The sequence below is a fragment of the Nitrospira sp. genome (assembly GCA_005116745.1).
Taxonomy (GTDB): domain Bacteria; phylum Nitrospirota; class Nitrospiria; order Nitrospirales; family Nitrospiraceae; genus Nitrospira_D.
Window position 1 is genome coordinate 246,830 of the sequence record SWDS01000002.1, and the last position, 22,109, is coordinate 268,938.

At 53.8% G+C, this 22,109-nt stretch carries 21 protein-coding genes and 1 pseudogene; 5 read left to right on the forward strand and 17 right to left on the reverse strand.

Annotated features, from left to right (window positions below; all coding sequences use genetic code 11):
• Positions 1-4 precede the first annotated feature (4 nt).
• The 3 genes from recJ to E8D52_03310 all read right to left on the reverse strand — a co-directional run bounded on the left by recJ (position 5) and on the right by E8D52_03310 (position 4,290).
• Positions 5-1,702, reverse strand: coding sequence for a single-stranded-DNA-specific exonuclease RecJ (gene recJ / locus E8D52_03300; protein TKB70089.1), 1,698 nt, complete (start codon positions 1,700-1,702; stop codon positions 5-7).
• Between the two features lie 144 nt (positions 1,703-1,846).
• A complete protein-coding gene (locus tag E8D52_03305) occupies positions 1,847-2,044 on the reverse strand; it encodes a ubiquitin-like protein Pup (GenBank protein TKB70090.1) in 198 nt (65 codons plus the stop codon).
• Positions 2,045-2,235: 191 nt separating this feature from the next.
• Positions 2,236-4,290, reverse strand: a complete 2,055-nt coding sequence (locus E8D52_03310; protein TKB70091.1) for a sodium-translocating pyrophosphatase — start codon at positions 4,288-4,290, stop codon at positions 2,236-2,238.
• A 348-nt stretch (positions 4,291-4,638) separates the two neighbouring features.
• Between E8D52_03310 and E8D52_03315 the strand changes: the two genes are divergently transcribed.
• The 3 genes from E8D52_03315 (at position 4,639) to E8D52_03325 (ending at position 6,852) form a co-directional block, all read left to right on the forward strand.
• Positions 4,639-5,808 carry a PQQ-dependent sugar dehydrogenase gene (locus E8D52_03315; protein ID TKB70092.1) on the forward strand — a complete coding sequence of 390 codons (1,170 nt, stop codon included), beginning with the start codon at positions 4,639-4,641 and terminating at the stop codon, positions 5,806-5,808.
• A gap of 93 nt (positions 5,809-5,901) precedes the next feature.
• On the forward strand, positions 5,902-6,156 hold the full coding sequence (locus tag E8D52_03320) for a hypothetical protein (GenBank protein ID TKB70093.1): 255 nt from the start codon (positions 5,902-5,904) through the stop codon (positions 6,154-6,156).
• A gap of 12 nt (positions 6,157-6,168) precedes the next feature.
• Entirely contained in the window at positions 6,169-6,852 is a 684-nt protein-coding gene (locus E8D52_03325) for a class I SAM-dependent methyltransferase (GenBank protein TKB70094.1), read from the forward strand.
• A gap of 177 nt (positions 6,853-7,029) precedes the next feature.
• On the opposite strand, the gene E8D52_03330 is transcribed toward E8D52_03325, so the two are convergent.
• Together E8D52_03330 and E8D52_03335 are read right to left on the reverse strand one after the other, a co-directional pair.
• Positions 7,030-8,565, reverse strand: coding sequence for a hypothetical protein (locus tag E8D52_03330; protein TKB70095.1), 1,536 nt, complete (start codon positions 8,563-8,565; stop codon positions 7,030-7,032).
• Positions 8,566-8,702: 137 nt separating this feature from the next.
• Complete coding sequence (locus E8D52_03335) at positions 8,703-9,623, reverse strand: hypothetical protein (GenBank protein ID TKB70096.1); 921 nt, start codon at positions 9,621-9,623, stop codon at positions 8,703-8,705.
• A gap of 865 nt (positions 9,624-10,488) precedes the next feature.
• Between E8D52_03335 and E8D52_03340 the strand changes: the two genes are divergently transcribed.
• Together E8D52_03340 and E8D52_03345 are read left to right on the forward strand one after the other, a co-directional pair.
• Positions 10,489-11,043, forward strand: a complete 555-nt coding sequence (locus E8D52_03340; GenBank protein ID TKB70097.1) for a hypothetical protein — start codon at positions 10,489-10,491, stop codon at positions 11,041-11,043.
• Positions 11,044-11,219: 176 nt separating this feature from the next.
• The gene (locus tag E8D52_03345; protein ID TKB70098.1) at positions 11,220-11,981 is read left to right on the forward strand and encodes a hypothetical protein; all 762 of its coding nucleotides are present in this window, start codon (positions 11,220-11,222) and stop codon (positions 11,979-11,981) included.
• Positions 11,982-12,028: 47 nt separating this feature from the next.
• On the opposite strand, the gene E8D52_03350 is transcribed toward E8D52_03345, so the two are convergent.
• The 12 genes and pseudogenes from E8D52_03350 to E8D52_03405 form a co-directional block, all read right to left on the reverse strand.
• A complete protein-coding gene (locus tag E8D52_03350; GenBank protein ID TKB70099.1) occupies positions 12,029-12,268 on the reverse strand; it encodes a hypothetical protein in 240 nt (79 codons plus the stop codon).
• Positions 12,265-12,621, reverse strand: coding sequence for a DUF2442 domain-containing protein (locus E8D52_03355; protein TKB70100.1), 357 nt, complete (start codon positions 12,619-12,621; stop codon positions 12,265-12,267). Before E8D52_03355 ends, E8D52_03350 begins: the two co-directional genes overlap by 4 nt.
• A gap of 96 nt (positions 12,622-12,717) precedes the next feature.
• Positions 12,718-12,957 (reverse strand): annotated as a pseudogene (locus E8D52_03360) (hypothetical protein).
• A 120-nt stretch (positions 12,958-13,077) separates the two neighbouring features.
• A complete protein-coding gene (locus tag E8D52_03365) occupies positions 13,078-13,896 on the reverse strand; it encodes a hypothetical protein (GenBank protein TKB70101.1) in 819 nt (272 codons plus the stop codon).
• Between the two features lie 251 nt (positions 13,897-14,147).
• Positions 14,148-15,389 (reverse strand): hypothetical protein, encoded by a 1,242-nt coding sequence (locus E8D52_03370; GenBank protein ID TKB70102.1) that lies wholly within the window; start codon positions 15,387-15,389, stop codon positions 14,148-14,150.
• Between the two features lie 13 nt (positions 15,390-15,402).
• Positions 15,403-16,707: a hypothetical protein gene (locus E8D52_03375; protein ID TKB70103.1), complete on the reverse strand. Its 1,305-nt coding sequence runs from the start codon at positions 16,705-16,707 to the stop codon at positions 15,403-15,405.
• A gap of 14 nt (positions 16,708-16,721) precedes the next feature.
• Positions 16,722-17,159, reverse strand: coding sequence for a PDZ domain-containing protein (locus E8D52_03380; protein TKB70104.1), 438 nt, complete (start codon positions 17,157-17,159; stop codon positions 16,722-16,724).
• A 226-nt stretch (positions 17,160-17,385) separates the two neighbouring features.
• Entirely contained in the window at positions 17,386-18,210 is an 825-nt protein-coding gene (locus E8D52_03385) for a hypothetical protein (protein ID TKB70105.1), read from the reverse strand.
• Between the two features lie 86 nt (positions 18,211-18,296).
• Positions 18,297-19,550, reverse strand: coding sequence for a hypothetical protein (locus tag E8D52_03390; protein TKB70106.1), 1,254 nt, complete (start codon positions 19,548-19,550; stop codon positions 18,297-18,299).
• 278 nt (positions 19,551-19,828) lie between these two features.
• Positions 19,829-20,104 (reverse strand): twin-arginine translocase TatA/TatE family subunit, encoded by a 276-nt coding sequence (gene tatA, locus E8D52_03395; protein TKB70107.1) that lies wholly within the window; start codon positions 20,102-20,104, stop codon positions 19,829-19,831.
• Between the two features lie 24 nt (positions 20,105-20,128).
• Positions 20,129-20,941: a tetratricopeptide repeat protein gene (locus E8D52_03400; protein TKB70108.1), complete on the reverse strand. Its 813-nt coding sequence runs from the start codon at positions 20,939-20,941 to the stop codon at positions 20,129-20,131.
• A 12-nt stretch (positions 20,942-20,953) separates the two neighbouring features.
• A complete protein-coding gene (locus E8D52_03405) occupies positions 20,954-22,078 on the reverse strand; it encodes a hypothetical protein (protein TKB70109.1) in 1,125 nt (374 codons plus the stop codon).
• Positions 22,079-22,109: the final 31 nt, after the last annotated feature.

Genomic DNA, 22,109 nt, shown 5'->3' on the forward strand with positions numbered 1-22,109 from the left:
TTCGCTATTCGCACCCGGCGGCCCGTATATCTCGAATGCGCAACTGAATCCGATCCTGGCCATTCCAGTGATTCAGTTCTGGCGTAAAGGCGACGTCGATGGGTGTCTTCAGAGACAATCCATGATCTTCCAAGGATTTCATCCCAAATCCAATACTATCAAACGGCAGAGATCCAGCCTGCCGAACAGTCATCTTCAAATGTTTCTCTCCGACTACGCGAGCATTGAGAACGTTCAGCCCTCGGACAGCGAATGTTGGCTCGGGATTCCCCGCGCCGAATGGATGTAGCGTCCCGATTTCACGAATCAGCTGTAGCGTAACCTCGGCCAAGCGCAGCTCAGAATCCAGACGCAGCATGGGAACGCTGTGAGTATCCCGCATCCACGTCTCGGCAATTGCGGAAAAGCGTTCGGCAAATTCAGGCAACCGCCCCTCCCGGATCGTAACCCCAGCTGCGCTGGGGTGGCCACCGAACGCCATGAGGAGGTCTCGACAGCCGGCTAATGCTTGATAGAGGTCAAACCCTGGCACAGTCCGAGCCGATCCCTTCCCGATACCGTCTTCATTCACGGCAATCACGACCGTCGGACGATGAAAGCGCTCCATAATGCGGGCGGCGACGATGCCAACGACCCCGAGATGCCATCCTCGGGCGTATAACACGATCCCTCCTGGCAGCTCCCGTGATTCCACCTGAGCTACTGCTTGCTCCACAATATCGGCCTCAATCTCACGGCGGGCTCGATTCAACTGCTCAAGCTCTTCAGCCAACTCTTTTGCTTCCTGTTCAGACTCCGTCGTCAGAAGTCTGACCCCTTTGATCGCGTCATCTAAGCGCCCTGCGGCATTGAGCCGAGGCCCAAGTTTAAACGCGATGGTCTCCGCTGTGCACTCACGACTAATACCCGCAACCTGCTTCAAGGCCCGTAGGCCACAGCGGGCACCGCGCGAAAGATGAACCAGACCTTCTCGAACGAATAGTCGATTTTCGTCGTGTAACGGAACCACGTCGGCGATCGTGGCCAGCGCGACCAAATCCAAGAGCGACTCCAACGGCACCGAACCGGAGCCGTATTTCATCTCATACGCCTGCGCCACCTTGTACGCCAGACCTCCGGAACAGAGCCCGTGAAAAGGATACCGCGCGTCGGGCCGATGCGGATTCATCACCGCCAACGCAGGTGGCATCTCCATATCGCTTTGATGATGATCGGTCACCACCACGTCGATCCCCAATTGATTCGCGAGGCGAATTTCATGGTGCGACGTGGTCCCGCAATCGGACGTCACCAATAGAGAAACACCCTCCTCCGCCAAGGTCCGAACGGCAGTCTCATTCAGTCCATACCCTTCACGCAGCCGATGAGGAACATAGGCACGGACTTCGGCACCGAGCCCACGGAAGAATGACAGATAAATGCTTGTGGCGGACATGCCATCTACATCGTAATCGCCGTAAAAACAGACGATTTGACGACGTTGCATGGCCTGATGCAGACGGTCAACCGCCCGTTCCATATCGGGAATTAAGAAAGGATCATGAGTTCGGAGAGGAGACATCCAGGCCGTCGCCTGGTCCACGTTCATCACACCCCGATTGAGTAACAACGAGGCAGTCGCCGAGGAGATCGACAAGGCCTTTGACAAGAGGCCGCGTTGGATGGGATCAACTTGAGAGAAAACCCAGAGCTTAGACTTCATCCCCATCTCCTTCATGGCCTAGGCCACACACTGACTCCCGATAATAGGAGAACGAGAAAGACTGTAATAAGGGGCTTCTTCTTTGTCAAACCGAAGGACGTCAAGGAACTGGCAGGGTGATTCGAGGGAGAGCTGGCGGTGGCGCTATTCCCCTCCCTTTTGGACGTAATTCTTCACAAATTCTTCAGCGTTCTTTTCAAGCACATCATCGATCTCATCGACCAGCTTGTCGATATCTTCCTTCAGCTTCTTACCGGTCTCGACCACCTTGGGGTTGGCCTTCACCTCTTCCTTGCCCTGTGGTTCTCGTCGAGGCTCTTGCTTCCGTTCCTGTTTTTCCATTCGAGCACCTCCCGTGGATCTGGGAAACCCTCGCGATCAGCCAGCAGCTGTCATCAATGAATTTACCATACTCTAGGGTATGGAAACCCGTCAAGACGAAGGGAAAAACGAAAAGCGCCGTGCCCCAGCTTGGACACGGCGCTTCAGCATGCAATTTAATCGAGTGTTACCGGATACTCGACCCTACCCTTTCAGACAATCAACGACACGATCAGCAACGCCACGATATTGATGACCTTGATCATCGGATTCACCGCCGGTCCTGCCGTATCCTTGTACGGATCGCCGACCGTATCACCGGTGACCGCCGCCTTGTGCGTATCGGTGCCCTTCAACCCCTGCTCTTCGATATACTTCTTCGCATTGTCCCAGGCCCCACCGCCACTCGTCATCGAAATCGCGACGAATATGCCGGTCACGATGCTGCCCACCAACACACCACCAAGCGCCTGCGGACCGAGAATCACGCCCACCAGAATCGGCGACACCACAGGAATCAAACCGGGGATCATCATTTTCTGAATCGCCGCTTGAGTCACAATATCGACGCAGGTTGCGTAGTCAGGCTTCCCCGTACCTTCCATGATGCCCTTGATGGTCCGGAACTGCCGCCGCACTTCTTCCACGATCAAACCGCCGGCTTCGCCCACGGCCCTCATGCACATCGCACCAAAGATGAAGGGCAACATACCGCCGAGAAACAGGCCGACCAACACTTTCGGGTTGGACAGGTCAAACGCTGCCAGCGCGGGATTAATTGCCGCCACCTCGCGGGAATATTCCGCGAACAACACCACCGCCGCCAATGCGGCTGACCCAATCGCATAGCCTTTTGTTACCGCCTTGGTCGTATTGCCGACCGCATCCAACGGATCCGTGATGTCCCGAACTTCTTTGCCCAGATGCGACATTTCGGCAATACCACCCGCGTTGTCCGTGATTGGACCGAACGCATCAATCGCCACGACAATCCCTGCCATCGACAGCATCGAGACTGCCGCCACCGCCACGCCGTACAACCCACCGGACTCCGCACCACCGCAGACCGAGTAGCTGCCCAAGATCGCCATTGCAATCACCACCACCGGTGCCGCCGTCGATTGCATGCCAACCGCCAGCCCCGCGATGATGTTCGTTGCATGGCCGGTTTCGCTCGCCTTGGAGATGTACTGCACCGGTTCATAGCTCTTCGATGTGTAATAGTCGGTAATGAACACGAGCGCCAGCGTCACCGCCAATCCCATCAACGCAGCAATGTAGTAACTGAACCCACTGACGCCCCCGACTCCACCCATGATCATGAGGGTGATCGGGAGAAATGCCACGGCAGCGATCCCGCCAGCCACGAACAGCCCCTTGTAGAGTGCCGTCATGACCTCCCCACCCGGGCTCACCTTCACGAAGAGCACCCCGATGATCGTCGCGAAAATTGTCACGCCTCCTAAGACCAACGGATACAGGATTGGGCCAGACGCCCCTTTAAACATCGTAAACGCCAACACCATGGCCGCCACTGTCGTCACGGCGTAGGTTTCAAACAGATCCGCTGCCATACCGGCGCAGTCACCGACGTTGTCACCCACGTTATCCGCAATGACCGCCGGGTTACGAGGGTCGTCTTCAGGAATTCCCGCTTCGACCTTGCCGACGAGATCCGCACCCACATCCGCAGCCTTAGTGTAGATGCCGCCACCGACACGAGCAAACACCGAGATCAAGCTGCCGCCGAACCCAAGGCTCAGCAAGGCGTGAATGGCTTTCTCTTGCCCCGCTATTGATTGTGCGACCATATAGAAGGTCGTAATCGACAACAGTCCCAGGCCGATCAGCAACAGACCCGTCACCGCCCCCCCTCGAAACGCGACGGTCAAGGCGGCATTCATGCCATCGTGCGCGGCTTGCGCTGTCCGCACGTTAGCGCGCACGGCGATGATCATCCCTACATAGCCGGCAATCGACGAGGCTCCCGCGCCGACCAAAAACCCAACCGCCGTCAGCAAGCCAAACTTGTCGGAAACCGCCCCAGCGGCCCAGAGCATGACGAAGAGCACCGCAGCCACATAGCCGACGGTTTTGTACTGTCGATTCATGTAGGCACTGGCACCTTCTTGAATCGCCTTCGCAATTTCCTGCATCTTCGCATTGCCGGCATCAAGCTTGAATACCCACATCGCAAGGTATAACCCATAGGCAATACCAGCGAAGGCCGCAATGATGGCAAATGTGATAATCGATGAATCACTCACTGGAAATCCTCCTGCTGGTTAAACGCACTCCTTAGGCCACACGGCCATCCGTGGCTTCAACCCATCCAACATACATGCATGAGTGGGGAAACCTAAGACGGTGCGGAGTCGAATTCGAAGTTAATGACCTGAAAAACGCGCTCATTCTATTAGAGTTGAACTGGCCGGATCAAGACCAAATGCGAGGCATTCGCAAACCGCTGCCCCGTCCATATATGGGCTAGGGCATGGTGGAATCGGGGTTCCACCATGGCCCGCTCCATGAGATCCTGAGGCTGCGCTAGCGAATTGGCACCGCTAGAAATGATAGGGTACGGATCATCTTTCAAACAGGGGGAAGGTGCAACCATGAGACAGGCGATCATCTCCATACCTCTGAGCCTGTGTTTCGTCGGCCTCCTTGCTGCCTGCGGGAGCGACAGTAACTCAGGAAACGCTGCCCCGACTTCTGGCAGTCTCAAGCTCCACACTGTTGCAAACAATCTGAGTTCGCCGGTGTTCCTTACCTCTCCCCCTGAAGACCAGACTCGCCTGTTCGTTGTCGAGCAGGGCGGCACCATTAGAGTTCTCGATCGGGCAACTGGCAGTGCACTCTCGACATTTCTGACCCTGACCGGTATCACGAGCGGAGGGGAACGAGGATTGTTGGGGCTGGCCTTTGACCCAAACTACAATGCCAACGGCCGGTTTTACGTCAATTATACGGATGCTAATGGCGCCATCACCATCGCGCGGTTTGTGGTGTCGTCAACGAACCCCAACGTCGCTGACCCAAATTCACGAGTCATCTTGGTCTCCATTCCCCATCCAACCTTCGCGAACCATAACGGAGGGATGCTGGCATTCGGACCGGATGGTTGCCTGTACGCAGCCGTTGGAGATGGGGGAGGTTCAGGGGATCCGAGTAACAATGCGCAGAATCTTGCAAGCCGGCTGGGAAAAATTCTCCGGATCGACCCGACGACCCCAGGAGCAGGCTGTACCAGCGAAACAATCAACCCTTTTGTCCTCAGCGGGGGCGATCAGCTGGTGTGGAGCTACGGGCTGCGGAACCCCTGGCACTTTTCGTTTGATGGAGCCGATCTGTATATCGGAGACGTCGGCCAAGATGCCCGAGAGGAGATCAATGTGTCACGAGGCCCCAATGCCGGACGCGGACTCAATTACGGCTGGCGGCTCATGGAAGGATCGGCCTGTTTTAATCCAGCCACCAACTGTAATAATGGAACTCTCACGTTGCCGATTCTTGAGTATCCACATGACAACGGCACTTGCTCGGTCACAGGAGGCTACGTCTATCGAGGAACAGCAATACCAGTCATTCAGGGCACCTATTTCTATGCAGATTTCTGCGCCGGCTTTGTCCGTAGTTTCCGCTTCAATAACGGCTCGGCTCTCGAACAAACAGAATGGCCACTGCTGGCTGCCTCTTCCATCACCAGCTTCGGCCAGGACGGCTTGGGAGAGCTCTATATCCTGAATCGGGGTGGCACCGTGTCTCGGATCGTTCCGAATTAGAATTTCCTCCGGATGTCTCATGGCTCAGCCGCGCTTCTTGGGCTGGTTTACGATTATTGCCAACTTTGCTATAGTCCTCGTGGCAGGAACCCTATGGCATTCGAACCGAGCTATATCATTATCGATGGGCAGACCTTCTCGAAGGCGACACTTCCCCTTGATAATCACGTCTACAAAAACTGTCAGATTGACGACTGCGACCTCTATTACAGCGGCGGGCAGTACGAACTACTCGACACCCATATCACCAATTCACGCTTGATCCTGAATCATCCCGCCAAAGGCATCTATAACGCCTTGCAGATCTTCAAGATGAAATCACCGGGATCGCGCATCATCTTCGAGTAGTCAGCTTTCTTCATGCCTTACACCTACGACTACACCAGCGCCGCTGTCGGCGAGAGCGCCGCTCGGAGATATTGGCGCGCCATGAAGATGACGCTGACCCGCAGCGTGAGAGCCAAGACGTTCCAATTCGACGGTCGGGAGTACGAGTACCTGTACCACCCGTACAACAGGACCTGGAAAAACGAGCGTGGCGTCGAGATCCCCATCTTCCGTGAACTTCTCCTCAAACATGAAGGCAAACGGGTGCTCGAAGTGGGCAACGTCCTCTCTCACTATTTTCCCATTCATCATGAGGTCATCGACAAATATGAGGTCAGCTCAGGCGTCATCAATCAGGATATCGTCGAGTTTGTTCCTCAGGATAAATACGATCTGATTCTCAGTATCTCGACCTTGGAGCATGTCGGGTGGGACGAACAGCCACAGAAACCAGGCAAACTCCTGCAGGCGATTGATCATCTGCGAGCCACGTGCCTCGCTCCATCCGGCCGGCTCGTGGCGAGCCTCCCGATCGGGTATAACCGCTACTTCGATTATTTGCAGAACAACGGCAAGAGTCCGTTCACGACTCAACACTTCCTCAAGCGGATCTCAAAACATAACTACTGGGTGGAGTCTGATTGGAATGGGTGCAAGGACGCGACCTACGGCCGGTTCGTCGCCCATGCGATCTGCATCGGAACCATCCAGGGGTGAGGGTGGGGCTGAGTGCCGACCGGCCCACACCCTAGGCACTGCACAAATTCAGGACTTTTTCCCGAACAGATTCAAGACATTCTTATTGCTGTAGCAGCCATGACGCTCTTCTACGTTCGCAGAGTCTAATTGTGTGGCTGTACAGTACGCAGCCATTACAAGAACATACGCTGACAACTAATTTTGCGGTGCAGTGCTACCGGTGTCCGAAGTCGTTGACCCAGGTGAAGAACCAGTTGCGCCTGATGCGCCAGCTGCTCCTGTTGAGGCAACTTGGCTATCATCACCTGAAATCGAGAGAAATTTCCCTGGGTAGTATTTTGCCACCCACATTTGAGCCAGTTCTGACTTGCTGATGGGCTTCAGATAGTAATTAATTGGTGCACCAATATTACCGCTCAGACACTTCGTCACATAATCCTCAAGTGCAGTCATCATGGAGTTGGTATCGATTACTTGGTTCTGCAGCTTGTCTATGTCTGCTAAACCGCCTAATGCAGCCGTCACCGTTGAGTTTTTCAAGGCTATCATCTGGTTGCCGGTGCGAGCGGCGGCCGCCGACGAATCAACGGAATCCTGGTCGGTCGCAGTCGCGTTTTGTATTTTCTGAAGCATGGTCATTGCCTTAGACCCATCATCGTCGGTAAAGCCCTTGACGGCCATTTGGACCGAATTCGATTTTATCGAGGGAATAGATCCGACTGTGACAAGAGAACAATGGGAAGTAATATTTTGCGAGCTTAGAAGATTTTTCGCATCATTCGCGAAGCTACTGTTGATTCCAAACCCTCCGGATGCGGACTCAAACCAGCCGCCGATCTTAAATTGCGCCTGCAACTTACTTGCGATGGCATACATCGTTTCACTCGATCGTGTATCGGTGGTGTTTAAAATATGGACCATGCCGATGAAACACGACCCATACGTGGCACCCGACAGAAGCGTCAACGCTTTCTCCTCTTTTGTATTGGCCTGAGCTGCGATTTTCGTGAGAGTCGCCATGCTGTCGGTTTTAATCATGTCATCGCGATAGACCGCGTTCCACACACGGATCGCCTTATCAACATCGAGGCAGAAGGGGAACAACAGCACCGCATCCTTGTGCGTGCACGACACGCTGATTACTAAGGTGCCTGCAATACTGTGCCGTGAGTGCTGGCTATTCATTTGTGCGGAAACTGAAGCGCTGACCTGGCCGGAATACGAGTCGCCCAACTCGTTGACCTCACCGCTCACAAACGAGCTGATCGTGGCAGAATGGGTGCCTGAAGTCTGACTGTTCTCATCAAACGAAAAATATTGCACATTCATTTTCATCGAATCCGCCGAGAGCGGTAGTTTCTTTACTTGTGTACGGTTATAGTCGATCGGACTCTCGACGCTGTCGCTTACCTCCGCAATACGTGCTTTTAACGGTTGAGTCTTGGTTTCTGCCTCGATCTTGGCTTTGGCATAGGCTTTGGCTGCCTCCCCCACCTTCTTACCCACATCCTGGCTTTCCTTCATCAGATCGGATGCATCAATGTTCATATTAATCAGCTCCTGAATAGTCATATCCACGCTGCGCTTCAGCGCGATGAGCGAATTCAGCTCAGCTTCAGCTGAATCTGCTGGAGCCTGTAGTTTTCCGATTTGAATCAGATTGTCGAGTTTTGCCTGACTGACAAGATTACCGAGAGCCAAAGATGGATCGTATGGAATAGTGCTAGGCATTGGGAGATCCCCTTTCTCAATAGTTTGTATCGTGCATTAGGTCAACACCATCATGTGCCTTCACCTTCCACAAACAGCTGAGAGAGCCACCTCACTATTTAGCCAGCTACCGAACGTACGAACCGGCAGCTGCATCTCTAAATAGCGAGTAACGTGGCGACGTGATCCGACATCGTGTTTGCCCCACCCGCGCCTGTGTCCAGGGTATTGGTGCGGACATGTGCCGCCGGTAGGCCTCCAGCTACTCCATGGTTAGCATACCAATAGTCGTACAGATTCCCGTGCCATGTTGTGCCACCAGCTTGTGCTCCTGCTGGTATGGCAGCTGGAAGAGTACCTTGGGAGTAGCATGCTGCGATGCCAAGGCGATCATTAGTCCTATCGACGGGATCGACATTGAAATCGCCGCCCAAGTAGATGGCTCCTCCGCCAAGCGCTGGATTTTTCCCGATCAACGACATCATGCTGGGAATCTTCCCTGCAACCAAAACTTTTTGGTCCACGAATGAGTACATATTGTGAAGGAAGCCAACGGCAAAAATGTGGCCTGCGCCATTCTGTACCACTACATACACGACTCCGCGGTAGTCATGGGTGGCACTCGGGTGAACAGCATCACACCAAGCCGCGGGTGGTGGGTGCACAGGAGCTCTGTCATCTATCAGATTGAGGCTCTTTCCATCAGAGTGAAGGAAAATTCTTCCGACGGACAGCACGTTCATACCTAACGCCGCCGCAGAGCTAATCGAGATTCCAATGAATTCAGGTTTTCCATTTGCCAGCGCAGTCAGTCCGCAAGCAGCCATAATTGGAGGCTGGACATTCAATGCCGCACAGAGGTTTGCGGGACCCCCGCCAGGGATACCTACTGCATTATGCCCACCAAGAGCAGTCGCTACATTTCCTCCGCTAGTCAGCTCGGTAAATCCAGCAACCGCGATCGGATTCACTGCACCAAGTCCAGCCGAAATGGCACCAAAAGCGCCAACATAGGCAGCGTTTCGCGCTGCATTCGCGCCGTTGAAGTTGCGCATATTTTGGTGGAACAACATTGGCATGTAGGCTTCCTTCTTCTATAGCTCGAGTACGAGTGTGTGTCTCAACATAATCTACGGAGAGGCAGAACCCTCATCTAGGATGTTTCGTTCTAGCGATAAGCAACTGCCATACCAATAACGTAGCATTCATTACTTTAAGAAATCTTGGTATCTGATCAGAGCAGGACTTCGGCAGCATGCCCAACTGGATGAAATTGCATTCACCAGCAATTGCAAAATCAGCTCATATTCATGATTTAATAAGCATTACTAATATGCATGCTGATTCCTACACATCTGCGGGGATCCGCAACATCCCCTGAACCACGTTCCTCACAAATCGCATGCAAATTAGATCAGGTTTGTACACTTGGGTAAGTATTTGTTTAGGGTCTTGCGCTGTCCGGTACTGGTAACAGTTCTGACACTCTAGGGTTGAAAACTCTCGTGGTCTCAACCCGATTCGTTGCGAACGCCGTACATCGTTGCCCCTTGAAATGCCCACACAATTGAATCCTATATAGCTCTCACTTGGGGGACAACTTTGTCATCAGCCTTGATGGTACAACACTTGCTCGCCGTCCAGTCGGAAGCCGTGGGACACGGCATCAATCCCTATAGCAGCACAAAAACAACCTCGCGTTCTATGTTTCATGTTCTTTGCTGCCTTGATTTGGATGACTTTACGCTAACAAGTAACCATGCTTTCCGTTCGAAGCTGTAGCGATCGATGGAGAGATGACGGACGTGTTCTCATAGGAAACTCTTAGCAGATAAACCGAACAAACCGGTTAGATCTGCTTGCGCAATCTTCCCGATCATTATGCCTATGACATTGTCCTGAACGTGAGAAGAATATTGATGATACCAAAACAAAGGAGAAGCAATGACACTACTTGAATCACTTCAGCGTGCGCGCCAACTCACGACACCGGCCGAAGTCTGGTGCATCACACGATTTGACCGTAGTGACGCCACGCTCGAAATATACTGGTCGGAAAAGGACACTCACAACCCTGCTGCAGTCATCAGCTCTACACCAAGTGGTGGGGAAGGCCTTAGGCCGTATGGTGGTTCGGCTGCGCATGCGGAATGCGTGATGGCAAGAGCTTTTCCGCGAGCGGTCACGACGTATGGCCGAACACCTGCACGGGTTGAGATTTTTCTCAGCCGTAGTCCTTGTGCCGTATCCGCGGCTTTCACGTTCGGAGGCATCACCTTTCCTACTGGTTGCGCGGCAAAACTCGCCACGCTCATTGCGCACAACCCGAACGTGGGTTTCTGGGATATCCGATACGATACTATTTATTGGGGAAATCCTGTGCACCAACCGAATCCGGAGTCAGACATACTGGCAGGTTCAGCGTCCGGCTTGGAATCTCTTGCAGCGCTTCACAATGTTTCCATACATCAATTTAACGCGCTTGATGTTGTGCCGTAGCGTACACGCATTGCCACAATCAAAGCGCTCAACAATGCGCGTCCCTGTGAACGACACTGCGTTCCATTTTTCTGGCACTGAGAGGATTGAGCAACGACGAGCGGCCATAGAACTCCCTCTTTCACAAGAGAGACGAGGTGGTCCAATCAATGTTCCGAACATGAGGAGGTGTCGACATGAACCTTTCCATTAATCTGACTCCGACCGTGGTCCTTGCCAATCGGGTTGCAGGGAGCTTTGGCATTTGTGAACTTATTTCCCTCAGCTGCACCGTCACACCAGCTACTGCAAATATTGCGGCACTTGGTGGTGTGGGATATAAGGTAAAGCAGGGAACCGGGAAATTGTCCGGGGCAAACACCGGGCTTGGCACTGCGATATTCACTGCGAGCGGCACTGCAGAAATCGTGAAAGTGGCGGCTTTCGGCTTGAATGACCCTAATAAAGAATTAGCGATCGCTACGTTGAAGATTGTCGCACCCCAAAGTTTGAAATTTACCAAAGTAGGTAACAGTATCAAACACACACAGGGCCAGGCCGACGCTGGTTTTATGGGAAAAGTGTCTTTGGAGCCTGCCGGAGTTTCTTATGAGCGATTGAGAGTACGTGAGGGGGAGTTTAAGGGCAAAGGGACTGGGTACTACGCAGTGCAGGACAATATGCTCCATCCCGCAACGGCAGGGTCTGTGTCTATCATCAATGGCAATCAAATCAATGGTGATGATTCCATTTATTCAGGAATTCAGGGGCAACCATGGTCGGCTGGGAAGTTTGAATGGAATATCCCCTGGCAATATCAGACACCTGGGAATACGGAATGGGTTACCTTTGCGTACGCAAACCATGTTCAGGAAATTACTGCCTCTGGCGTCGTGAGCATAGGGAAGTTCAATGCCGGGCCGTTTGCTGCGAAGCCATCTGACCCCACGCAACCGTAACATCCTATGAGCGCTATTGTTGGGCCAAATTTTCTGACTTTTCGTTGCTACGCGACGTCTTGCATCTTGCTGGCAAAGTCCCGACCCGAGGTCGACGGCGGAAGCGGCTTGCCGTCTTTGTGGTAGAGAGCGATGACCTCTTCGACGACTTGACAAAGCTCATCAAACACCGCCTTTTCGTCGGGACCGTGGCAGCCGCCATAGATGAGGCCGGGAGAACTGCCGACATAGCACTGGTCCTCCTCGGACCACTCAACGATCTTTGCGTAACGCGTGCTCTCTTTCATGACTTAGGAGCACCGCGTTGACAGACAAGACAGTTGAATGGAAATTGGGGTCGGATCTTGCACAGTGCATACCCGCTCTCTGAACTCGCACCGTCTGCAGCTCCACGTTCGGTACCGACATCGACGCTCGCGTACAGTTCCTCAGGTGCGATATCCGCACCGTTCGGCCAGGCGACCGTCCAGCCGTCAAGGAAGAACCGTTGAAAGTATTTGACGTCCTTCAGCGGCTCAAAGATTGGCCCCTTGAGGTAGCGTCGGAAGTCGATCGTCTTCTGAGATTCGTCATCGAAGGTCACACGAATCCGATACCCGCCTCGATATTGGGCCTTGGCCACATACCGAATCCTGTTCATGACGCTTTCCCTCTCACAATTACCACAACCGCAAAAAACAGATTCAGCCTCCTTGAATTTGGTGCCGCTGTCGCCGAGGAGCGGCGCACTGCGTTGCTATGCGACGTCTTGCATCTTGCTGGCAAAGTCTCGACCTGATGTCGATGGCGGAAGCGGTTTGCCATCTTTGTGGTGGAGCACGATGGCCTCTTCGACGACCTGGCAAAGCTCATCAAACACCACCCTTTTGTCGGGACCGTGGCAGCCGCCACAAATAAGGCCAGAAGAACTGCCGATTTAGCACTGGTCCTCTTCGGACCACTCAACGATCTTTGTGTAACTTGCGCTTTCCTTTATGACTTTAACTCCTCAATTGCACGGCGGGTCACCATAGTAGTTCAGAGTCAGCCTGCATATATACATCCATACGCGACAGCCATAGACAGACATATGTCGAATACACCGAAAGGTTAGGCCTTACTCGCGCTCCCAAGTCTTGCGGCTCTTGAAGTAGGCGTCCTCGCCCTGGAAGATTCCCAAGACCTCGCTGAACTCCGGAATGTCGCTGCTGATTCGCATTGCCCGATGCTGCAGTTCACTGAGGACCTCGACCCAGTACCGAATGATCTGAAGGACATAGAGCTGTCGATATGGGCCGACGAATTCGAAGACACCAGTGCGGTAGCTTGCATTCTCCATATCTGAGATTGTGTCACCTGTCTCCGAGGTGTACAGGACCATCGTATGGCCAGCCATCATCTGCGCCATAGCCCGTGCTTTGCTCCCGATAAGAACCTTTCGCGCGGGTGAGACATGCTTGTCGAAGAGAGGCATGTCAACTTTTTCGTGCCACAGCGATATAGGGTCCGATGAAGACGGCGCGCCAACAAGCAGGTTAATATTCGAATAGCGATCGCCTTCGGCAAACCTATGGAGGCAGTCGAGGATCGCGCTGTGAAAGGGGTCGCTTAGCTGTTGGCGATATTTCAGTTGCAGACCACGCCGAGTGACCAGTGCATCTGTGCGCTGATAGAGGAGCAATAGCCGGTGCCCAATCTGTTGTTTGAGGTGAGCTAGATCCGGAAACCTACCGTGTTCGAGATAGTGGTCAAGCATCAGACAGAGCTTACCCAGGCGCTCGATCCCCGTGGATAGGCTTACCAGAGCGAGGAAATAGGTGCCCTTTGTAGCGTAGTTTGCCCGTCGAATCTGCGTGCAGCCAGATCCCAGAATCTGCCGCGTGAACTGAGCCTCATTCAGCAGTGCTTGGAAGACCGGCGTGAGGGTAGCAGACATATGGGTCGTGAGACCTAACTCGTAAGTATCCTGGTCAGGATATTATCGCGAACATATCCCAAACAGTTCGGTAATTCTCCTGACTTCCCCAGGACGTGTCAAGCCGGTGAAATACCGGGACAGGCACCAGCATGAATTTCTGGTTTCGAGTTACGACAAGACAATGCTCTCAAGCACGACACTCAAAACGAGAAACCCGAAACTTGGTCGCGGAATAATACGGTTCACGAGAGACGAACGACGGACAGCGATTACTTCCCGACCGGCACATTCTCCGTGCGCTTCACGATCTCGATCGGCTGGAAGACCGGATCTTGTGAGCCTTGGGATGACTCTGCTTCAACACGCTGGAGGAACGAGGCAGGGCCATTCAGTGGAGCGTAATTGAGCCCGATTTCGACATCGAACGTCTTGGTATCTTTCGGCGTCGGAAATGTGAATATTTCCTCTCTCGTCTCTTCGGGTTTCAAGACCGTGTCTTCCGCCACTTTCGCCGCTTCGAAGTCAAAGATGGTGGGCTGTCCCTGGGCATCCAGATACGTCCGACCATAGACACGCTTGTCAGAAAATACCGTTTTGAGATTTTTCCCTTTGATGTCCAGATTGAGAACTACTGCGGCCCAAGCCGGATGGGTGGCAGGCAAATTATGCGGTACCAGACTTTGGACCTTGACCACAACAGTCGTTTTGTCACCGTCGACCTTGGTTTGCACATCTAGCTTCGCTGCCTCTTGACGCAACTTCCCAATTCGTCCAGGGAAACTATGATTAGCGATCGTGCGCTTCTTTTCCCCATTGGCTGACTCCCCTACTTGTTGTGGCATATGGCATGTCTGGCATTCTTTCCCAGACTTGACGGCCCGACTTTGGTCCCAATTCCCAAGCAAATCGTTAGCCTTGCCCAAGTTCGTTGCCGACGGCACCGACTGATGACAGTTCAGGCACAGATCAGACTTCTGAAACAGGCCCAATTCCATCGACTGATGCGCGAGATTCTGGACAAAGTCCTTGTAGGGTCCGTACAGCGTCTTTCCGCCTATCTCATACTTCGGCTCCGGGGGATGTTTGGCCCGATCCACCTGCTTGATCAGATGGCACTGGCTGCAGGCGACGCCATCCAAGGAAGGGTCACCCGATTTTGCTTGATCCACAAAGAGCTGCGCATGATCCTGGAACTCCCGCACATGCGGAGCATGGCAGCGAAAACACGCAGCTTTGTCTTTCCCACTTGGTGATTTAAGATACGCATCGAGCGAGACACGGAACGCCGGAGAATGGATGGATTTCGCCAGAGGCGAGGTTTCCCACTCTTCATAGACCCGTTCGTGACAGCGCTTACATTTATTCGAGTGAGGAAAGGTCTTCTCGATCAATGGCTGACTGACACCGGTCTGTGCCAGCGAGGAAGTGACCGTGCCATCAGATCCCCAAACGGCATACATCGCCAGGACGAAGATGAGCCTCACCGAAAGTGAGAAATGCGATCGTCTCACGGTCACAGCGTTTTCAGGAAAGTGATTTGACACGATACGTCAGAAAATGCCGCTGGGTATATTCTTGGATGATTTGCTTCGCCTCTTCGCGTTCTTTCTCGGTCTGCAAGGAAGCAAGATACTTGTCCGTCAGCATAGGCTCAGGCGTCGGAATGAGCGCATAGGTGAGCACTGCTTCGATCGACGAAGCAGCTGTGTCGGCTGGGAGGGCCAGCGCAAATGGGACCTTTCTCGTATTGCCACCCTTAATGAAGGGATCAGGAATCGGACCGCGAAGGATTTTGTTGTACGGCAACCCAAATTGTTTCGTCTCTTCCGCTAAGATCTTGCCTGCTGCATCCTTTGCCGTGACAGTCAAAAAAAACTGTTTCAGCACCGGATCGCCATCAGGGAAACTGTGCGGGAGACTGCCGACTTTCACAATCCCGGTTCCCTCCACCACCGTGCCTGCCTTCGTCACATCCACATCGATACGAGGCAGCCATTCCGCCTGCAGATTCCGATTCTTGAGCATCGTACCGGCAACGACGACACCTCGAAACCAGTGGCGTCCGATCGCTCTCGTCATGGCCCCACGTCTCGACGTGGAACTGCCGGTCGAGGGCTCCATGTGGCAATCCTGACAAATCGTTCCCTCAAGAATTTCTCCCGGCAGATTCCTCTGCGCCACATCCTTGACTTTGTCGAAATGGCACGCGGCACAATAATTGGCTCCTCGAAAGTGCTCAGACTGCGCGGCAGGATGGACAAGATTTTCTTCGGGATTGGGATAGGGGCCATAGAGGGTGTTGCCTGGCTGTAGTTTAAATGTCGGCGGTGAGTTTAATCCCTTTTCCATTCCGTTCATTAAATGGCACGCTGAGCAACCGATTCCTTCGAATCCCGCCTTGCGGGCAAGCACGTGCGCCACCATCTTCTCAGCATGCTGAGGGAACACGGTAACGGCAGGCACATGACAAGAGAGGCATCGTCCCTGTTCGTCCGCGGTCGGATTCGTCTGTTTCCAAAGACCCAACACCGTTCGAAAAACAGGTGACTCCAACGACGTGCCATGTAAAAGGGCCGCGTCCACTCGGCCAAAGGTCTTCAAATCTGGCGTCTGTTCTCTGACACCCTTCCACTCTTCGTAATGCCGTTCATGGCACTGCTTGCAGTCTTCAGAACGGATGAAGATTTTCTCGATTTCAGCGACCCACTCAGGCACAGACCGACTGTTCGCCTCCTGAGCAATCGCCAGATCGTGATAGAGGCTAGTCAGGCAACCCGCCATCACTAGCATCCCGATTATGCCCACGATTCGCAGCCTTACCATGTTCAAACGACCTTCACTCCTTAATCCCGCTTACAGCCGGCAAAGTGAAAGTTCACCCCCCAGCCGACCGGATCACCTGGATCGGCTGGCTCATAGGTGCCGACGGTAAAATTACATTCTTTCATGGCTTTCTTAATGGCGCGTCCGAAGTCCGCCATGGTTCGAATCTCCTGCTTATCGATTTCCTTAATGACGGAACGAACCTTAATCCCTGCGTAATCCGCGCGTGAATTCCCGATCACCTCGAACACGGCAACTCCCTGCGGCTGCTGGAGCTTCAGTTCTTGCTGAATGTCCTCGTCCACGGCTCCGACGACGATCCCGAATTCCTCACCGAGCCGAGCCGCTTCTTCCTCCGTCATCGGGTCGAGTTTCGTCTCACCAGCCGCAAACGCACCCTCGACGAATAACAGTCCGCTCACCAGACAAAAGACGCATCCCCAAGCTATGGTCTTCATTCGTCCTTCATTCGCATCTCCTAACTCGTGCAAATCCCGCAGGATGTTCAAAAAGTCCGTCCAGCGCGACCGTAACGAGCGAAAGACCGAGGAGGTACATACCAAGCTTCGCTTGAACCGCTCGCTTCGATCACATGCGAGCGGATAGGTATCTTTCCTTCGCCTTCGGTACGTTGAGGCCTTGAGCGATGTGAGAATAAAGCTGGCGGCCTTTTTCAACATCCTGCTAGAGTTTGGCGACGGGATCGATCGCCAGTTGAAACCATGGCGCCACAGCCTTTTGGCCATTTCGCTCTTTATTTTCCCCATTCCAGACGGCGAATGACACGGTCTGCATACGACCAGGAACGAGTGTGGCTTCATTCTCCTGTTCTTCGCTCACCAGAGGGCGGCGCATCACAACATGCCAGACCCCGTCCTTCCAAACCGCCTGTCCCTGCACCCGTCCTTGTTTATCTTTTGTGGTCAACGTGCTGAATCCCCCGCCGATCAAATCCTCGACTGACGACACCCGTCTCGGAATGACTTCGAATGTCCGAACCCCGCCCTCTTTCTTTTCCGGTGTCCGAGCCGCCCGTCGATCGATATCGGTTTGCCAGTCCGCCTTCCAATGCCAAATATTGATGTAGTGATCCAGCTGCCCCATGCAGAAAAATGCCGGCGCATCGCCGAGCGGAAGTCCAATTGCGACGCCATCCCGGAAGGTCCCCGGAGTGAGCCGATCATTCTTCGTGTTGTCCTGCCATTCCAGCAGAAAGGCGATCTCGGTTCCGTTGTGGATGGACCGTACGGTTAGTGCATGCACCGTGGGTTCCGGCCACACCGGTCTCGTGATCACCTGCCCGCTCAGGGGAATCGTAATTGGTGAGACCTGTTGCCAAGCGGTATCATCGGCAGCATTCGGTAGATCACCGTGGATCATGTACGATCTGATGGTCATCCCCTCGGAACTGACCAGTGGAATCCCAAATGCCCCGAGCACACTGGCCACGATAATCAGACCTGAAAAAAACCCAATGAGGTGAGAGCGGGAACTGTCGATGTACGTCATTCGCACAGCACAGGGCTCCGAGAGAAAACCAAACTCAGAATACCACAAAACCCGTGCGGGACAAACGTGAAGGATCGAGGTGAGGGCTAGACGAGCTTCAGACGGCGGATCTTGTTTTCTCCGCGTTCGCAGATGTAGAGGTGGCCTTGTGAATCCATGGTCAACCCCACGGGTGAATTCACCACAGCCTCAACCGCCAGCAAGCCGTCGCCGTGTTTCAACATCCCTGCCGATTCCTTGGCGACAAATCGAGCGGCGCCGCAACCGCCGATATTCTTATCCTCATACCCACTGTCGCCATTCCCCGCCACCGTAGTTATGACACCGGTCTTCACATCCACCTTACGGACCCGATGATTCATGGTATCGGAAATGTACAGATTGCCGTCGTGATCAAAGACCACGGCCTCTGGGGCGTGGAGCATGGCTCGAACGGCCGGCTTATCGTCACCGTCATATCCGTATCGGCAGACCCCTGCGACCGTTGAAATAATTCCCGTCTGGGAATCGATTCTTCGGATGCGATTGCTACCCTTGTCGACCACGTACACATCGCCCTTTGCATCGACCGCGAGTCCGACAATGTCGTAGAGACGCGCCTCCATCGCGGGCCTCCCATCGTCCAGATACATCGACATATCCAACCCATCGGAACACACCGGCATGAGCCATCCCTGATCATCGCTGAAATCAATTCCGATCGCATCGCCTGATAGCACCACCAAATTCCTCGCCACCAAGGGCTGTTCTCGTGCCTCATCTTCAGCCGTCCAGGCCCCAGCAATCGTCGTCACCATTCCCGTCTTGGGATCATACCGCCTGACCTTGTGCGCTTGGGTATCAGCGATGAAGAGGACATCATCGCGATCAAAGGTGATCGCCGCAGGCCAGGTCAGATTAACATCCAGCGCGGGGCCGTCCCCATTGAACCCATGCTGACCGGTACCGATCACCGTCGTAATGATGCCCGTCTCATGATCAATTTTCCGAATCCGGTTGCTCCCGGAATCACAGATATACAAATCATTGTGGGAATCAAACACGACGCCTAAGGGCAGATAGAGTCCTGCTTCTCCACAGGAGCCCTCATCTCCGCTATAGCAGGTTTCCCCCATGCCGGCGAAATTGTGGAGCGTGCCTTGTAGCAGGTCAATGCGCCGGACTCGGTCAGACCCCGATTCGGCGAAGTACAGCCACTTCTCTTCCTTGTCCAGTGCAACGTGATGGGGGAGCGGGATTCCGGACTTCACCGCGCGCTTGCCGTCACCCGTACTTCTGGCCTTGCCGTTTCCGGCAAAGGTTTCAATGTAACCAGCAGCTAAGCCAAGTTCGGTTTCCATAAGTATGACGCTCTCTAGAGGGCTGTTAGAAAATTATTTTGCCGCTCGCGCACGTTCGACTCTCGGCGCAGGATGTTCAACAAGACCTTCGTTCTCACCCGCCCACCCCTGCGCGCCCGCTTCGCCAACTCAGCCTACATCGAAGAGTCTGCGAGGCAAGCCAAGACGCGCATTTCACCGCCCAAGGTCCCAGCGAGCGAAGAAGCAAGGCGTATGCTCGGTACGTTGAGCCTCTGAGCGACGCGAGAACGCCGCTGGAGGGATTTTTCAACATACTGCTAGGTGCGTGGAGCCGGCTGTGCAGCGGCCCCGGCAGCTTGATTCAATGTGGCACTCTGAGTGGGCGCTGCCGTCACGGCTTGCGGCGCCGTCGCCTGTTGAGCCGCGGCCTGCGCTTCGGCCTCGATCGCATCCGCCTCATGGACAGACTTCTTAAATCCCTTGATTGCCTTGCCGATCCCCTCACCTAACTGCGGCAATTTCCCTGCGCCAAAAATAATGAGCACAATCATGAGGATGAGAATCAGCTCGGTAATCCCTAGACTCCCAAACATAGTGCACCTCTTCCTACAAGTAAGTTAGGACTTCGGACTATCCTTCGGCTTCTTGGAAAACCGCTCTTTCAACCGTTTGCGGGCTTCTTCCGCCTGGTCAAACATCTTGCACTTGTCATACACGCTGATAAGGTTGTAATACGCGAGCGGTTCATCCGGATTGTGCTCCACTGCACTCTCCATGACCCTGACTGCCAAATCGGTCTTCTTATGACTGAGCGCGATTTCCATGAGCTTGAAGCTTGACTCCAAATGCTTCGGATCCAGCTCCAAGGTTCGAAGATAGCACTGAATGCCCATATCGATCGTGTTGTAATCGGATACTTGGGGATTATCCAGCTCGATATAGACGCCGGCAAGATTATACCAAGCGATCGGATCATCCGGCGTGATCTCAACGAGGCGTTCGTAGTATCCCTTGGCCTCCATGTATTTCTTCTTGTCTGCGTAGAGCCTCCCCAGGTTGAATAGCGCCAGGACATCATGAGGGAAAATATCCAGCGCATGCCGAAACTCGGCCTCGGCTTCATCGGCCATGCTCTTCGTCGCATAGATCGTTCCCAGATTCGCGTAATACATGGCCAGTGAGCGATTCATTTCCGTACGAAGAGATTCCGCCATCTCAATGGCTTTCTTGACCTCCGCCAACGCATCGTCGAGCCGCCCCTTACTGAAGTACAATTCACCGAGTCGACAGCGAGCCTGAAAGTCATCAGGTTCGTCGACCAACAACTTTTCGATCCCAGAGATCTCTTCATCCGGAGTAAGCGGCTGATCGCCGGGGTCAAGAAGGGTTTCTGACTGCACTGATGTCGGTCCTACATTTTCCATAATCATCTCGCTCTCACACTAGGCCTGACCGTGGACGAGGCCGTCCGTTGCCGGCAGCACAGAGCCGGTGGCAGCCGGCAACGATTCAGCAACGGTAGGCTTCACTCGATCAAGGGTAAGTAATATAACTCCGAGAACAACCATCAACGTCAAGTTGGAGAACAGTAAGGCATACCCGGCGATAAACATCAGACCGACCCCATAGCCGGCCAGTCGCCCGATCATCAGCAACTTCACAACAGTGTAGGACCAACACAGTAATCCTGCCACATACACCGCAAAGGGGAGATAGAAGGTATAGCCCATTCCAAATTGAAAGATCCAGCCGATGCCTTGCGAGGCCTGCCGAAAGGCCGATGCGAAAGCCGGGCTATACAGTTCCAGAAGATAGTCAGCCACGATGAGCGCCGAAAAAATAATACCTGTCGTCGACCAAAACCACATGGCCCGCTTCCACTGCTGCCGGTTCCTCGTTCGTAGCGACAAACTCTTGCTCTTGCCATAGGCCACAAACACGAAGAAACTGGCCACAACCATCAATGCCTCACCCATGCGATGTGATTCGTAGACCAATGGCGGCGCCGCTATCGTTCCCGTCAAACTGTACATGGTCGATACGATCTGATAATAGAGCCACCCGGAAATGCCCAAGTAATATGTGGCCGCCAGCACACGCTGTGCCGGCTCACGATGGGTCATCACGTATTCCGACAGAAACGCCGTCAGGATCAGCAGCGTTAACCCGTTGTAGATGACTGCGCCCAGCATGCCGGGCTGTATCACGAGAAACACAATCGTCAACAGCAACAAGAGTGCCGCCCCTGCACTGCCAAGTTTGCTGAGCTGGCTTGTTTGAGGCCCTCCCCAGCGATTGATCACGGCCAATGTCAGCGCCAAAAATAGCAACACGGCGACGATATTGAGAAGCCATGTGCCCACCTCGGTCAGGGCGGTGAATGTGGGGTTAATCCACGGGTGATCTGTCGCTAGCTTGCTGAGATGCATCCCAAGACGGGAGACCAGCCGATAGAGAACCAGCTCGAGAAAAGAGGTGAGGAGAACGAGCTTGACGGTATACTCAAACAGTGGACCGAAGTCCGATACTTTCCCCGTCACCCGTTCGCTGAACGTTGCTGTCTTCATGACCATACCCATCAGGGGCAGACATTATAGC

Excerpts from the sequence above, each read along its gene's own strand:
- recJ (TKB70089.1), bottom strand. The coding sequence starts at position 1,702 with ATGAAGTCTAAGCTCTGGGTTTTCTCTCAAGTTGATCCCATCCAACGC.
- E8D52_03305 (TKB70090.1), bottom strand. The coding sequence starts at position 2,044 with ATGGAAAAACAGGAACGGAAGCAAGAGCCTCGACGAGAACCACAGGGC.
- E8D52_03315 (TKB70092.1), top strand. The coding sequence starts at position 4,639 with ATGAGACAGGCGATCATCTCCATACCTCTGAGCCTGTGTTTCGTCGGC.
- E8D52_03320 (TKB70093.1), top strand. The coding sequence starts at position 5,902 with ATGGCATTCGAACCGAGCTATATCATTATCGATGGGCAGACCTTCTCG.
- E8D52_03325 (TKB70094.1), top strand. The coding sequence starts at position 6,169 with ATGCCTTACACCTACGACTACACCAGCGCCGCTGTCGGCGAGAGCGCC.
- E8D52_03330 (TKB70095.1), bottom strand. The coding sequence starts at position 8,565 with ATGCCTAGCACTATTCCATACGATCCATCTTTGGCTCTCGGTAATCTT.
- E8D52_03335 (TKB70096.1), bottom strand. The coding sequence starts at position 9,623 with ATGCCAATGTTGTTCCACCAAAATATGCGCAACTTCAACGGCGCGAAT.
- E8D52_03340 (TKB70097.1), top strand. The coding sequence starts at position 10,489 with ATGACACTACTTGAATCACTTCAGCGTGCGCGCCAACTCACGACACCG.
- E8D52_03345 (TKB70098.1), top strand. The coding sequence starts at position 11,220 with ATGAACCTTTCCATTAATCTGACTCCGACCGTGGTCCTTGCCAATCGG.
- E8D52_03350 (TKB70099.1), bottom strand. The coding sequence starts at position 12,268 with ATGAAAGAGAGCACGCGTTACGCAAAGATCGTTGAGTGGTCCGAGGAG.
- E8D52_03355 (TKB70100.1), bottom strand. The coding sequence starts at position 12,621 with ATGAACAGGATTCGGTATGTGGCCAAGGCCCAATATCGAGGCGGGTAT.
- E8D52_03365 (TKB70101.1), bottom strand. The coding sequence starts at position 13,896 with ATGTCTGCTACCCTCACGCCGGTCTTCCAAGCACTGCTGAATGAGGCT.
- E8D52_03380 (TKB70104.1), bottom strand. The coding sequence starts at position 17,159 with ATGAAGACCATAGCTTGGGGATGCGTCTTTTGTCTGGTGAGCGGACTG.
- E8D52_03385 (TKB70105.1), bottom strand. The coding sequence starts at position 18,210 with ATGACGTACATCGACAGTTCCCGCTCTCACCTCATTGGGTTTTTTTCA.
- E8D52_03390 (TKB70106.1), bottom strand. The coding sequence starts at position 19,550 with ATGGAAACCGAACTTGGCTTAGCTGCTGGTTACATTGAAACCTTTGCC.
- tatA (TKB70107.1), bottom strand. The coding sequence starts at position 20,104 with ATGTTTGGGAGTCTAGGGATTACCGAGCTGATTCTCATCCTCATGATT.
- E8D52_03400 (TKB70108.1), bottom strand. The coding sequence starts at position 20,941 with ATGATTATGGAAAATGTAGGACCGACATCAGTGCAGTCAGAAACCCTT.
- E8D52_03405 (TKB70109.1), bottom strand. The coding sequence starts at position 22,078 with ATGAAGACAGCAACGTTCAGCGAACGGGTGACGGGGAAAGTATCGGAC.